Here is a 14,161-nt window from a genome sequence, read left to right on the forward strand (position 1 = left end):
TTTACTAGCACAGCCAGTGCTAATAAATTCTATTGACACAAAGGCGTCTCAATTTCAAAAAGAAGCGACCCTACACGGTCGGATCGCTCTTAAATTGTTTTATTTGTCAGGAACAGTGATGCTGCCGTCAAGGATTTTTGCTTTCGCTTCTTCAACGGCTTTTTTCGCATCTTCTGACAGGTTTGTAGTTGTCAAGTCAACTCCACCGTCTTTCAGACCGAAGGTTGTAGTTTTACCGCCTGGGAATTTACCTTTAGCAGTTTGGTTAGCAATGTCTTGGACAGTCTTACCAACTTGTTTCAAGCTTGATGCCAAAACAAAGTTAGATTCTTTACCATCTTTAGACTTGTATTTACCTTCTTCAGTTTGATCACGGTCAACACCGAGTACCCAAACTTTTTCATCTTCATTTCTTGTTTCGTTGATTGACTTAGCTTCGTTAAATACTCCAGCACCAGTTCCACCAGCAACTTGGTAAACCACGTCTGCACCTGCAGCATATTGAGCAGCAGCAATTGTTTTACCTTTAGCAGCATCACCAAATGAGCCAGCATAGTCTACTTGAATCTTGATAGACGGGTCAACTGATTTCACGCCAGCTTCGAAACCTTTTTCAAAACGTGTGATAACAGCGCCTTCTATACCACCTATAAAACCAACTTGTTTTGTCTTAGTAGTTTTTGCAGCAGCAACACCAGCAAGGTAAGCAGCTTCATTGTCAGCAAAAATAGCTGAAGCAACATTCTCTTTTCCTTCGATAACATCATCGACAATAACATAATTGATGTCTGTGTTATCTTGGGCAGCAGATTCAACCGCATCACGAAGGGCAAATCCGATACCATATACTAAATTATAACCATCCGTAGCAGCTTGGTTTAGGTTATTCGCATATTGAGACTCATCATTAGACTGATAGTAAGTAAAACCATTATCTTTAGAAAGACCGTTTTCTTTACCCCAAGCTTGCAGACCTTCCCATGCAGACTGGTTAAATGACTTATCATCAACACCGCCAGTATCAGTTACGATAGCAGCCTTCAAATCAGTTTTCGCGTTTGAAGAATCTGAGCGAGAAGCACGGTTTCCACATGCAGCAAGTCCGAATGCTGCGACAGTTGCTAGACCAAGACCTAGCCATTGTTTTTTGTTCATTTCTGAACCTCCTAAATAAGATGTGCAACACAGTTGCAAGTTTGAGTTTGGTCAAATGACCGATAACAGACTTATGTTAAATCTGTAAAAGAATATGGAAGTAATTCCTTGACCGTCATCACGACCGTCGATTTATCTTTAGCGACCAAGGTCACTTTTAGATCCTCAGCAAAAAATTCTGCCATTACTTGGCGGCAGGCACCACAGGGTGATATGGGTTTTTCCGTCTCACCATAGACAATCAGCTCCTCAAAGTCTAAAACTCCTTCTGAAACTGCCTTAAATATAGCTGTCCGCTCTCCGCAGTTGGTCAAGCCAAAACTGGCATTTTCAACATTAACACCAGTAAATATCCGTCCGTCTTTAGCGACCAAAACTGCTCCGATGGGGAAATGAGAATAGGGAACATAAGCATTTTTGCTGGCTTGGACAGCCAAGTCAATCAACTCAGTAGTCGCCACTAGCTTCTTCTCCCTTCATAATTGCCACACCGGCTGAAGTTCCAATCCGAGTCGCACCTGCTTCAATAAAGGCCAGCGCATCTTCATAAGAACGAGCACCGCCAGAAGCCTTGACGCCCATGTCAGGACCAACTGTTTTTCTCATAAGGGCAACATCTTCGACTGTCGCACCGCCAGTTGAAAATCCCGTAGAAGTCTTAACAAAATCAGCTCCAGCTTTCTGAGCTAATTGGCAGGCCTTAACCTTTTCCTCATCTGTCAGTAGGCAAGTTTCCAGAATTACCTTGACCAAGGTACCGTTAGCAGCTTCTACAACTGCACGGATGTCTCGCTCTACCAAATCATAATTTTTAGACTTTAGAGCGCCGACATTGATAACCATATCCACTTCACCCGCACCCTTTTGGATTGCGTCCTTCGTTTCAAAAGCTTTCACATCGGAAGTGTTGGCTCCTAAAGGAAAACCAATTGGCACACAAACCTTGACCTCTGAGCCTTTTAGCTGCTCCGCAGCAAACTCTATCCAGGTTGGATTGACACAGATACTGGCAAAATCATAAACTTTTGCTTCTTCAATTAACTTCAGAATCTGCTCTTCTGACGCTTCTGGTTTTAAAAGCGTATGGTCTATGTATTTGTTTAATTTCATGTTAGCTTCTCCTAGAATTAAGCAATAACCTCGATAATCTCGCTTACTGCAACGCTTTCATCACCTATTTTAACATTTTTTTGAAAATCTGTAACTAGTTCTTGAGAAATTTTTTCATTTGAATAAATTTTTGCGAAAACTTCTCCAATTTCGACCCTGTCTCCGACTTTCTTTTCGAAAACAATTCCTGTTTCATAATCTAAGTCGTCAGATTTAACTGCGCGTCCTGCTCCAAGTCTCATGGCAAAAAGTCCGAACTCCATAGCAGGCAGTTCAGTGATATAACCTGCCTGCTCTGCTTTCACATCTACAATATGAGCTGCACTTGATGGACGATAGAGATCTTCCAAGTCACCTCCTTGAGCAGCAATCATAGCTTCAAATTTCTTCAAAGCAGCACCGTTGGTCAGCTGTCCTCTTACTTCTTCCACCGTTTTCTCAACATCTGCCAGTCCGAGCATAATCTGAGCCAACTCACAAATGAAAGTTGTGATGTCTTCACGACCCCTGCCCTGCAAGATATCCAAAGCTTCTAAGATTTCCAGACGATTGCCGATGCTGGTTCCCAAAGGTTGACTCATATCTGTCAGAACAGCTACTGTTTTTCTTCCGACAGCCTTGCCCAAATCTACCATAGTACGTGCTAGTACACGAGCGTCATCAATATTTTTCATAAAGGCGCCTTCACCAACAGTCACATCCAGAAGTATACTGTCTGCACCAGCAGCAATTTTCTTACTCATAACAGAGCTAGCTATCAGCGGAATCGTATCAACAGTTGCTGTTACATCTCGCAAGGCATAGAGTAGCTTATCCGCCAACACCAACTGATCTGACTGACCGATTACAGATAGGCCGATTTCCTGCACCTGCTTGATAAAGTCTTGCTGACTGCGCTCTACCTGAAATCCTTTAATGGATTCCAATTTATCAATGGTTCCTCCAGTATGGCCCAACCCGCGGCCGCTCATTTTAGCAACAGGCACACCGAAACTAGCTACCAATGGTACCAAGACCAGAGTTACTTTATCACCAACACCGCCAGTAGAATGTTTATCTACTTTTATTCCCGCGATTTCTGACAAGTCAAACTGCTCTCCAGTTCCAACCATGGTCATGGTTAAATCCGAAATTTCCCGAGTCGTCATGCCCTTAAAATAGACAGCCATTGCAAAGGCTGCCATCTGATAGTCGGGCACCGTCCCGTTCACATAACCCTCAATCAGCCACTGAATTTCCTGACTGGTTAGCTCCAGACCGTCTCTCTTCTTTTGGATAATATCTACAGCACGCATCCTATTTTTCGCTCCTTAGTATATAGTAGCCTTTGTCCTTCTTAACAATCTCACAATTACCGAAGATAGCTTCCATCTTCGACTTGGCACTGGGCGCTCCTTGCTTCTTCTGAATCACAAGGGTTAAATCACCGCCTTCTGTCAAATGCTCATAGCTTCCGCTGATAACCTCATGTACAACCTGCTTACCAGCACGAATAGGCGGATTACTGATAATATGGTCGAAAATTCCAGTAACCTTTTCATAAACATTTGACTGGAAGATATGAGCAGATACCTGATTCCTCTCAGCATTCTTCTGAGCTAAGTCCAAGGCCCGCTGGTTGATATCTACCATGGTCGCAGCCACTCCGTACGCTTTGGCTAAGGTCAAACCTAGAGTCCCATAGCCGCAGCCAACATCCAAGACCCGTTCTCCAGCTTCAAAATTCAGGGCAGACAAAAGGACCCGACTGCCATAATCAATCATCTTTTTACTGAAGACACCCGCATCTGTCAAAAAAGTCAGCCGCTGTCCCAACAGTTCTACATTTAATTCATGAATATCATGTTTGGCATCAGGATTTTCTGCAAAATACATTTTAGTCATACAACCATTTTATCATAATTTTCCTAGATTTGTAAATCGTTTTCATTTCTCCAAAAAGTATGTTATACTAAAGTTCATCATACAGGAGTAATTTATGACTAACGAATTTCTTCACTTTGAAAAAATCAGCCGCCATACTTGGCAAAACCTGCACCGCAAAACAACTCCGCCCCTGACTCAGGCTGAACTTAACTCTATCAAAAGTTTCAATGACAAGATTAGCCTGCAGGACGTGACTGACATTTATTTACCCTTGACCAATCTCATTCAGATTTATAAACGTTCTAAGGAAGACTTGGCTTTTTCCAAGGGGATTTTTCTACAAAAAGAAAGCCGGAAACAGCCCTTTATCATCGGAGTTTCTGGCAGTGTGGCCGTTGGGAAATCCACCACCAGCCGTTTGCTGCAGATTCTGCTTTCTCGGACTTTTTCAAGTGCGACAGTCGAGCTAGTTACCACAGATGGTTTTTTATTTCCGAATAAAACCTTGGAAGATCATGGCATTTTAAACCGCAAGGGTTTTCCAGAAAGCTATGATATGGAGCTGCTTCTTTCCTTTCTGGATAGCATAAAAAACGGTCAGGATTTCCAAATTCCAGTCTACTCGCATGAAACTTATGATATCGTCCCTCAGGAAATGCAAGGGGTAAAGGCTGCTGATTTTGTTATTGTCGAAGGCATCAATGTTTTCCAGAATCCTCAGAACGAGCGCCTATATATGACAGACTTTTTTGACTTTTCTATCTATGTTGATGCTGAAGTCGAAAATATTGAAAATTGGTATCTGGATCGCTTTAAAAAAATGCTGACGCTGGCTGAAAACGACCCCAAAAACTACTACCACCGCTTCACCACTCAATCAGAAGAGGAAGTAGTAACCTTCGCCCATAATGTCTGGAAAAGCATTAATCTTGTCAACCTGCTAGACTACATTGAACCAACCCGCAATCGGGCAGAAATTATCCTGCATAAAGCTAGAAATCACGAAATTGATGAAATTTACTTAAAAAAATAAAAAAGCTTGTCAAATCCTAACTTTTCATATATAATTAGATAGTTAGTATTTTCAATGGAGGTGAAAGAACTTGGCAAACATTAAATCAGCTATCAAACGTGCTGAATTGAACGTGAAACATAACGAAAAAAACTCAGCTCAAAAGTCAGCTATGCGTACTGCAATCAAAGCATTTGAAGCAAACCCATCTGAAGAACTTTTCCGTGCTGCTAGCTCAGCTATCGATAAAGCAGAAACAAAAGGTTTGATCCACAAAAACAAAGCAAGCCGCGATAAAGCACGCCTTTCAGCTAAACTTGCTAAATAATGCATACAAAGGGAGCTCTCAGGAGCTTTTTTTGTTTCTAATATAAAGGAGATAGGGATGAAAATAGCAGTTATTGGTTATTCCGGTTCTGGCAAATCCACTTTAGCAGCACAACTGTCCCACCACTACTCCATTCCCAAACTTCACATGGATAGATTGCAGTTCCAATCTGGATGGAAGGATAGTGACCGTGATTGGATGAGTGAACAGATGGATAATTTTTTATCAAAAAATACCGACTGGATCATTGACGGCAACTACTCTTGGTGTTTTTATGAACGGCGGATGGCAGAAGCCGACCAAATCATCTTCCTGAACTTCTCTCGCTGGAACTGCCTTTATCGAGCTTTCAAACGCTATCTAAAATATCGCAATCGGACCAGAGAAAGCATGGCTCCAGGCTGCCCCGAAAAGTTTGACTGGGAGTTTACCTGCTGGGTTCTTTGGAAAGGACGACGTCAGACAGCACTGGCAAGATATAAGAGAATCCGACAAACCTTTCCTCAGAAATTCTACGAATTAAGGAACCAAAAAGAACTGAACAGCTTCTTACAGAACCTAAAAACAAGCGAGCCCTAATGACTCACTTGTTTTTATTTGATTTCTTTTTCTGTGGGAAAAGAGGTAGGCCTAAAGAAGCTATTTTTTCAGCTGGAACCTTCATGCCATCCTTAATCCACTTGGAAAGAACGGAAACAACTGCCGAACTCCAGAAGGAATTCATGTAAGAATTAGTCGTTTTCTTAGCATTGCGATTGCGTTTTTCCAAAAAGTCAAATACAGCCTGAGTCAGTAGCTTTTCAAAATTATAGTCGATGGCTAGGCTGATAACCCGAGCTTCTTTCTTAGCTTCCTTAAAAAGAAAAAGCCAAATTTGGTACATCTCCGTTTTAAAGTTAAACTCTTCCAATTTATCCGTAATACCTTGAACAGTGTTTTTAAAAATCTCTTCCAGAATCTGCTCTTTAGAGCTATAATTGCGGTAAAATGCAGCGCGGGAAACCCCTGCTCGCTCAACCAGCTCTGAAATCGTAATTTTTTTGAGTTCCTTCTTCTCCAGCAGCTGCATGAGAGAAATTTCCAGAGACTCTCTCGTGATTTGATTGGATTCCTGATTGTATTTCTTTAAATTCGCGAGTGATTTTTCCGATATTTTCTTTTCCGACATAACAATTTCTTCCCTCTTGTCTCAGCTGACAGTTTCCGCTTTCTAGTAAGCATTCTTCATGTTATAATTGTAAAAAAAGACAGGTTTTTTGTCAATTTTTTTATTGTACATACTTGACAAAAAAGGAGAAAAATATGACTTGGAAAATTATAGCTGACTCTGGCTGTGACTTTCGTGAAATGGCAAACTTGGCTAAAGACACCCAGTTTGAAAGTGTTCCCTTGACCATTCAAGTGGAAAATGAGATTTTTATAGATGATAAGCAGCTTGATATTGACCTGATGATGGAGAAGATGTATGCATCTTCTGCCGCTTCTAAGTCTGCCTGCCCTAGTCCAGATGACTACCTCAAAAGCTTTGAGGGAGCTGACAAGATCTTTGTGGTGACTATCACTGGAACTCTATCTGGCAGCAATAATAGTGCACAAGTTGCTAAGAAAATCTTTTTGGAAGAACATCCTGATGCCCAGATTCATGTTATTGATAGTCTTTCTGCTGGCGGCGAAGTGGACTTGCTTGTAACCAAGCTTAATGAACTCATTCAGCAAGATCTCAGCTTTGATGAAGTTGTTGAAGTCATTAGTCGCTATCAGGAGAAAACCAAGCTTCTCTTCGTTTTGGCAAAGGTAGATAACTTGGTCAAAAACGGTAGACTGAGTAAACTTCTGGGAACCGTTGTCGGCTTGCTCAATATCCGTATGGTCGGTGAAGCTAGCCAGACTGGCACGCTAGAGCTTCTGCAAAAGGCACGCGGTCCGAAAAAAGCCCTTGCTTCTGCAATTGAAGAGCTCCTCAAAGCTGGTTACAAGGGTGGTCGACTCATCATCGCTCACCGCAATAACGAAAAGTTCTGCCAGCAATTTAGTCAACTGGTACAAGAAAAGTATCCTCAAGCTCAAATCGAAACGGTGCCGACTTCAGGTCTCTGCAGCTTCTATGCTGAGGAAGGCGGAATCTTAATGGGCTACGAAATTTAATACAGTATCTAAAAAGTAAAGGATTAGGCTCAAATAATTGACCTAATCCTTTACTTTTTCGATTTAATTCGCTATAATAAAACCAAGTAAAGGAGTTGATATTATGGCCAGAGGAAGAGGCGCCGCAAGCCCCCAAGATAAGGAAGCAAGTCTTCTCATTTCTAAAAAACTCAAAGAACTTCTCAAGGAAACAGGTAAAAAACAAGTTGAGCTATCTCGTGAAACAGGCATTCCCGCTAGTACACTGACTGGCTATATCAAAGGGACATCTCTGCCTATCGCAGCCAATCTAGAAAAGATTGCAAGTTTTTTTAAGGTAGAGATTGAAGAAATCGATCCTCGTTACCGATTAATTGCAGACATCCCTCAACAATTTCCCGATTTAAATCGTATTTATCAACAACTTGACCAAAACAGACAGGAGCAAGGATTAAAGCTACTGGAAGCTAGCCTGACTGAGCAAGAAACACAAGCCAGCTTAAAGGATGACTACTTCCCCTACTTGGTCTATGAGAATTACTATCTCTCTCAGCATAAGCCTGAACAAGCTGATTTAGTCTGGCTGGACAGAGAAATTGACTACGATATTGCCCTTTGGGTACGAACTGACTCGTTAGAGCCCAAGTATCCAAGAGATTCCGTAGCGCTAATCAAGCAGACTCATTTCGAGCTTGCTGGCGCTATCTATGCTATCGATTATGACGGCCAAACCATTATAAAAAGGGTCTTCAACGATCCATCTGGTATCCGTCTAATTTCCCTTAATAAAAAATACAGTGATAAGTTTATCCCGCATGAGGAAGAACCTAAACTAATCGGTCGAGTTATGGCGACTTTCATGCCACTGGATGTAGAAAAAATAAAGAAAAACAAATAACAGTTCTGCAAATGTACAGAGCTGTTATTTTGATGATTTTCAGTCAAAAAATCAGAAAGTCTTTCGACTTCCTGATGCTTGTTTAATAAAATACTGCTAAATCTTCATTCAGCTTTTTCATGTAGTGTTTGTGGACTATGTAAGACAACACAGCTAAGCCTGCTAAAACTAGAGCGACTATCACATAAATTACCAGAGGCGCAAGAACATTGGATATAAAGAAGAGAAGAGTAATGACAATCAACATTCCTAAAATCAGAGCGATAGCTAAGAGAGTTTTCACCATATTATTATCTCGGCTCATCAATTCTGTGACATTGGACCAATTGGTCACGAGATGCTTATAGTCTCGGTAGTAACCCCAAGAACTCCACATTAGACTAATCAAGGCCCAAACAATCACCATGCCCAAGAAAGTCACTGGATGCATACCGGAAACAAGGCTAGTTATCAAAAGCAAGGTCAGAGGCAGGATAGACTGGACGGCAAAGAGCTGCCAAAACTTCAGATGAATATACTGCTTCAAATCAAAGGGGAGAACCTTGAGATAATCAAAATTTTCCCTTTCCAGAGAAATCCCAATAGCCGTAAGATTGCTGCCGCCTGAGTTTAGCGTTGCAATCAAAACAGCCAGAGCCATCATTGGCAAGAGAAAGCGCGGTCCCAGATAAGAAGTCAAAGACAGGCCGCCTTGTATCATACCCATTCCCATACTGAAAATGACAATGTAAGGGAGAAAGGCCGACATAAAGATGGCCTGCATAATGACAGAGCCCTCACTCAAGAGCCGGATATTGTAACGCCAGACAAACTTTTTAAGATTTTTTGCTTCCGTAATATTGATATCATGCACGCGCTCCCGCTTTCCTACTGAAGAGCCCGTCATGAGAGCGGCCTCATAAAATTCTGGAATCACCTTGGTCTTTACGATGAAAAATAGAAGAGCCGCGACTGCCACCCAACCCAAAAATCCCAGCAAGGAAGCTGTATGAAAAGGATGAAGAATAAAATCATAAAAAGCTTGAACTGGCGGGAAGAAAGCTTTAACCTCTGTACGATTTACAACGCTTCTGCTGTTCATTTGATTAATCATAAAATAGAGGAAAAAGGAGCCGACGGAAACAAGAGCCAGAATGACATTGGACAGGATGGTCTTGTACTTCCTGAAAAAGACTGTCTTGGTAATGAAATGGACGGCAATCAGAATCAGAAAGGTGATAACTGAACTTAAAATCAGAATAGCAAGCAGAGCTAAGGGCAGGCCCAAGAAAGGATTACCACCTTGGAAAGCCAGAACCAAGAAATAACTGAACATAGGCAAAATGGCAATCAGCAATGTCAGAATAACTGAAATGCTTTTGCCGACGATGATTTCTGCTTCGCTAAAAGCGTAGGGACGATAAGACTGCAAGTCCTTGCTTTCATAAAAGACATTGTAAAAAACCAGAAAGCCCTGAGACATAGAAAAGAGAGCAAAAGCAGAAACCAAATTGGCAAAGAGACCAGGATTGCCAACTAGTTGGTTCAGGGAGCCCATCAAGCCGAAAAGAAAGAGATAGACCAGTCCTAAAATCAGATACATGCGGATGGCCTTCAGCGATACATTGACCTTGCGCTCAGGATTCTTAGCTTGCATCTTGCGGTACTGCTGCAGCTGAGACGGCTGAATGGCGTAGAGGATGTTGATATCAACGAGTTTTTTTATAGCTTTAATGCGCATCAGGACTCACCTCTTCTCTACGGCCAGCTAGACCAAGATAAATGGTTTCAAGAGACTGTTCTGGATGTTGGCCTTTTAGTTCTTCAATCGTTCCGTAGAAAATCAATTTCCCTTTTTTGAGAACGGCCACCTTATCACAGAGCTGCTCTGCCACTTCCAAGACATGGGTTGAAAAGAGAACTGTATTTCCTTTATCTGCATGCTGGCGCATCATCTGCTTGAGGTCAAAAGCTGCCTGCGGATCAAGACCAGTAAGCGGCTCATCCAGCACCCAAATATCCGGATCAGACAAAAGTGCCGCTATGACGAAGACTTTTTGCCTCATCCCATGAGAGAATGAATCAATAACCTCATAGCGATGAGAGCCAAAGTCGAAAAGATGGAGCAGATTTCCCAATCGCTCTTCTACTTCAGCATTTGTCATATCGTAAGAAGTCGCTACCAGCTCCCAAAACTCATTGGCAGTTAGGCGCAAAAATAGATCAGGTGAATCAGCTACATAGCCGATTTTTTTCTTGATTTCCAAGCGATTAGCGGACAATTCTTTCCCATCCACAAAAATCTGTCCACTGCTAGGATTGATAACGCTGACCAATGACTTAATGGTAGTAGATTTGCCGGCGCCATTGTGACCAATCAGACCGACGATTTCTCCGCTCTGCAAGGTCAGATTCAGCTGATTGAGAGCTACCGTTCCTTCATAAACTTTAGTGACATCTTTAAATTCAATCATAAGAGAGCTCCTTTACCGATTTCTATACAGATTAGTATACTCTTTTTGCGGCTTTTTGTCTCGTCTCTGCCTAACGACTGCTACAAGATAAAGCTAAAAGCAGCTGAACTTCATCTAACTATGAAATTCCAGCTGCTTTATTAAACAGAACGACTACGGTTGTTTGTATTTCTTTGCTAAACTAGATAAGCCTAGTGTGCTGACCAGCAGAGCCAGGCCAAGATGCAGGATTCCCTTATCTGAATTGCTTCCTGTTTTAGGTAAGGCAGCTGGAGCTTGCTGCTTGCTGATCTTCTGAACTTTTCCTACTGCCTGATCATAATGTTCTGCATAGTGAACCGCCAACTGAACTGACGGAACTTCTTTTCCTTCTTCGCTGTCAAAGATATACTCAGGAACTTCTAAAATTGCTGGTGCAACTAATTTGGCACCAATAATCTCTGGTAGAGCTGCATAAGCTGTATCAAGAGCATTCGGTATATAGTTCGCCTTTTGCAAACGACTAGCTTCCAAAGTAGGTATTAGCGCACTGATGGAGTCCGTCTTGAAAGTTACTTCATATTGACGATCAATCGTGAGGTCGCTTGGGTCGTACGTGTTGAAAACAAGAGCCAGCTTATGACCTTTTTTCACCGTATAGAGATTAGGCTGCAAATAGACTGTATAGTCTTGGAATTGACCAATTTGAGGATCAATACTATTTTGCGAGCTAGACGGTGTATAGCCCGATTCTGGATTAGCCAGATTGACCCATCCTTTTGCAATGACTTTGTATTTGGTTTTGATAGTCGCAAAATTTTTGATATCCATATTGTTGAGATTGCTGCCCATCCAAAAGCCGTCTTTCTGACTTTCATCACTGGCTGCGCCGTTTCCAACCACATCAAACTCTTGGTCTGATACATCTACTAGGAGGGCATTGACCTGCAGATTACTGCCGCCCCACTTTGCCAGAGCTGCCTTGAAATGGACTGGGATATGTCCTTTAATGGTCATATCCTCTTTGACATCTGTCATAAAGGTCAAATTAGCTTTAGAAGAAGCTTTGCTAACCGCTTCATCACGCTTGCTGGTATCAATTCCCGCTCCCGCGTAGTCACTGGAAATCGTTTCTTCTAAGCGCTTGGACTGAGCTGTCAGAATCAAGCGATTACTGCTTTTCCAATCATCATAACTGGTCCATTTATTTGGATCATAGTTATTTTGCGCTAAAACAGCTGGAAGTTTGCTGACATCATTTTCTACATCATAGAGGTAATGAGAGAACCAGGTATTGAGTAAGTCATAAAAATCTTGCTTGTTAGCTGTAATACCAAAGCCTCTAGATACGGCAGCTGGATTGATATGATTTCCTTGGTGAAGATAAAGTTTCACATCTTGACCGGCTTTTTTTAGCGCATCATACATGAGCTCAAAGTGTTTGGTTTTGACATTGTCATCATTCAAACCATGAACTAGCAGGGCACTGGTCTTTATCTTTTCTGGATGTAGCGTGTAATCCCGCTCCTGCCATACCGGACTATAGTTACGGCCGTGCGCATTCTGGTCCTTATTTAACTGATTAATGTAGTCAGCATACTTGTTACTAATAGCAGACCAGTCTTTTTGATCCAGCAACCGTGTAGCGACATAGAGCGACAGCCAAGATAAATCACTGTAGGGCGGATTGGTGTAAGCCGACCCTTGACTATTGAAATAATCATACCAGCTGGCAATTCCAGCTGCTGGAACAATGGTTTTCAAGCCTTCAACGCCAGTCGTTGCCACACCGAAAGTTGTCGTACCAGCCCAAGACAGACCAGTCATGCCGACCTTGCCATTAGCCCAGTCGGCCTTGATTTCGATATTGTTAGTTCTGTCTGTGTAGGCCGTTCGTTTACCATTGATCCATTCGACAATATTTTTAAATGCTTCAATTTCTAAATCAGAGCCAGTTGTATTAAAACCTTCAGAACCTTTGGTTCCTAGACCAGCGCTAGAAACAAAGGCATAGCCCCGGACGAGGAAATAATCATACCAGTTCAAGTTTTCATAGTCATAAATCCCCTCATATGGACTGTAGTAATACCAATCCGATGACATTGCTCTTTTTGCTGCATCAATACTGCTCATGCTAGAAACTGGCTGACGCTTAGCTGGCTGATTGCGGAGGCTCTTCATGTCATAAGAACCGTTTGTCGGCAGATTGAGACTTTCCAGCGTCACATGGTCTTCATCCAAGGTTCCAGCGACATAGGGACGAGCTTCCAAGATTGTCGCAGCCTTATAATCACCCTTAGCAGCTGCCTTAGGAAGCTGCACAATAGCCTTGACTAAATCTCGCTTACCGTCACCATCCGTATCGTAGTCAGTCTCTACATAGACTGGGAAACGAACAATCTCACTGCCTTCATAAGTATACTCCTCATATCTGTCTTCACCACTACTATATGGAAAAATTGGCTGTGAACGACCATTCAAAAAGAGGGGCTCTTTCTTTTCGGAGCGATAAGCATCATGCAGTCGCTTGGCAACCGAATACATAGATTGCAGATTAGCACCCTGAACACTGGCTGTCAAATCAGCCTCTTTTTCAATCATCCCCAGGCTCTTTGCTAGATTTGCTCTATCCTCGGCACTGCTCCCCAACTGAGAATCACTGACTGCTGCCCACTTGAGCAATTCATCTACAGCCTCCTGCAGGGTTATTTCCTTATCTGAGAGTGAAGGATTTGAAAGACCGCCGGTATAGGCAGATAAATCTTGACCTTTCACAGCAGTTGAGGCAGCGGAAGGTGCTGAGCTGACATCTTTAGCCAAAGCAAGAAGCTCCTGCTCCTGCGCTGGGCTAAGACTAGGTACCGTTCCCTCAGCTGCAAGCGGTGGCTTGTCTTGCTTTTCCTGCACCGAATCTTCTGAAGAAGTCTGATTTGAAGTTTCTACTGTCGTTGACTCTTGGTCCTTGGAGCCAGTTTCAGAAGCCTTTGCAACTGTTTCTGTCTTGAGATTGTCCGTGCGCTCGCTGCTAGCTTGAGTCGCCTCATCCGCCTGAACAGCTTGTGCCAATACCAAAGGTGCAAGTAACAAACTTGGCAGGAGTAATGTAACTAGTCTTTTCTTTCTCATAAAGACACCTTTCTTTAGATAGAATCTTTTATAACAAGTCCATTATACTATGTAAGCGCTTTTGTTTCAATCTATTCTATCTTTTATCTATGGAAATGTCAAAATATCTA

General features: G+C 42.3%; 14 protein-coding genes. 5 read left to right on the forward strand and 9 right to left on the reverse strand.

Annotation, left to right across the window (positions count from 1 at the left end; genetic code table 11):
* Positions 1-99: 99 nt before the first annotated feature.
* From DQM55_RS06640 to DQM55_RS06660, 5 genes are all read right to left on the reverse strand, one after another.
* On the reverse strand, positions 100-1,155 hold the full coding sequence (locus DQM55_RS06640; protein ID WP_111675896.1) for a BMP family lipoprotein: 1,056 nt from the start codon (positions 1,153-1,155) through the stop codon (positions 100-102).
* Positions 1,156-1,226: 71 nt separating this feature from the next.
* Entirely contained in the window at positions 1,227-1,616 is a 390-nt protein-coding gene (locus tag DQM55_RS06645; RefSeq protein ID WP_002895647.1) for a cytidine deaminase, read from the reverse strand.
* A complete protein-coding gene (deoC, locus tag DQM55_RS06650) occupies positions 1,603-2,265 on the reverse strand; it encodes a deoxyribose-phosphate aldolase (RefSeq protein WP_111675897.1) in 663 nt (220 codons plus the stop codon). The genes DQM55_RS06645 and deoC overlap by 14 nt, the downstream gene beginning before the upstream one ends.
* A gap of 17 nt (positions 2,266-2,282) precedes the next feature.
* Positions 2,283-3,560 carry a pyrimidine-nucleoside phosphorylase gene (locus tag DQM55_RS06655; RefSeq protein WP_111675898.1) on the reverse strand — a complete coding sequence of 426 codons (1,278 nt, stop codon included), beginning with the start codon at positions 3,558-3,560 and terminating at the stop codon, positions 2,283-2,285.
* A 1-nt stretch (position 3,561) separates the two neighbouring features.
* Positions 3,562-4,149 (reverse strand): class I SAM-dependent methyltransferase, encoded by a 588-nt coding sequence (locus DQM55_RS06660; protein WP_111675899.1) that lies wholly within the window; start codon positions 4,147-4,149, stop codon positions 3,562-3,564.
* A gap of 94 nt (positions 4,150-4,243) precedes the next feature.
* On the opposite strand from DQM55_RS06660, the gene coaA reads away from it, so the two are divergent.
* The 3 genes from coaA (at position 4,244) to DQM55_RS06675 (ending at position 6,050) form a co-directional block, all read left to right on the forward strand.
* Positions 4,244-5,164: a type I pantothenate kinase gene (gene coaA / locus DQM55_RS06665; protein ID WP_111675900.1), complete on the forward strand. Its 921-nt coding sequence runs from the start codon at positions 4,244-4,246 to the stop codon at positions 5,162-5,164.
* A gap of 70 nt (positions 5,165-5,234) precedes the next feature.
* Positions 5,235-5,471, forward strand: coding sequence for a 30S ribosomal protein S20 (rpsT, locus tag DQM55_RS06670; RefSeq protein ID WP_002895661.1), 237 nt, complete (start codon positions 5,235-5,237; stop codon positions 5,469-5,471).
* A gap of 57 nt (positions 5,472-5,528) precedes the next feature.
* Entirely contained in the window at positions 5,529-6,050 is a 522-nt protein-coding gene (locus DQM55_RS06675; protein WP_111675901.1) for a DNA topology modulation protein, read from the forward strand.
* 4 nt (positions 6,051-6,054) lie between these two features.
* Here the strand turns inward: DQM55_RS06675 and DQM55_RS06680 are convergent, their stop codons facing one another.
* Positions 6,055-6,639: a TetR/AcrR family transcriptional regulator gene (locus DQM55_RS06680; protein ID WP_002906696.1), complete on the reverse strand. Its 585-nt coding sequence runs from the start codon at positions 6,637-6,639 to the stop codon at positions 6,055-6,057.
* 134 nt (positions 6,640-6,773) lie between these two features.
* Between DQM55_RS06680 and DQM55_RS06685 the strand changes: the two genes are divergently transcribed.
* Together DQM55_RS06685 and DQM55_RS06690 are read left to right on the forward strand one after the other, a co-directional pair.
* Positions 6,774-7,616, forward strand: coding sequence for a DegV family protein (locus tag DQM55_RS06685; protein ID WP_111675902.1), 843 nt, complete (start codon positions 6,774-6,776; stop codon positions 7,614-7,616).
* A 103-nt stretch (positions 7,617-7,719) separates the two neighbouring features.
* Positions 7,720-8,493, forward strand: a complete 774-nt coding sequence (locus DQM55_RS06690) for an XRE family transcriptional regulator (RefSeq protein WP_111675903.1) — start codon at positions 7,720-7,722, stop codon at positions 8,491-8,493.
* Between the two features lie 82 nt (positions 8,494-8,575).
* Here DQM55_RS06690 and DQM55_RS06695 read toward each other — a convergent pair whose 3' ends face one another.
* From DQM55_RS06695 to DQM55_RS06705, 3 genes are all read right to left on the reverse strand, one after another.
* The gene (locus tag DQM55_RS06695; protein ID WP_111675904.1) at positions 8,576-10,213 is read right to left on the reverse strand and encodes a hypothetical protein; all 1,638 of its coding nucleotides are present in this window, start codon (positions 10,211-10,213) and stop codon (positions 8,576-8,578) included.
* Positions 10,203-10,946 carry an ABC transporter ATP-binding protein gene (locus DQM55_RS06700; protein WP_111675905.1) on the reverse strand — a complete coding sequence of 248 codons (744 nt, stop codon included), beginning with the start codon at positions 10,944-10,946 and terminating at the stop codon, positions 10,203-10,205. The genes DQM55_RS06695 and DQM55_RS06700 overlap by 11 nt, the downstream gene beginning before the upstream one ends.
* A 153-nt stretch (positions 10,947-11,099) precedes the next feature.
* Positions 11,100-14,051, reverse strand: a complete 2,952-nt coding sequence (locus DQM55_RS06705) for a CocE/NonD family hydrolase (protein WP_111675906.1) — start codon at positions 14,049-14,051, stop codon at positions 11,100-11,102.
* Between the last annotated feature and the right edge of the window lie 110 nt (positions 14,052-14,161).

Origin of the sequence: Streptococcus sanguinis (genome assembly GCF_900475275.1) — a bacterium.
GTDB classification, from domain to species: Bacteria; Bacillota; Bacilli; order Lactobacillales; family Streptococcaceae; genus Streptococcus; species Streptococcus sanguinis_N.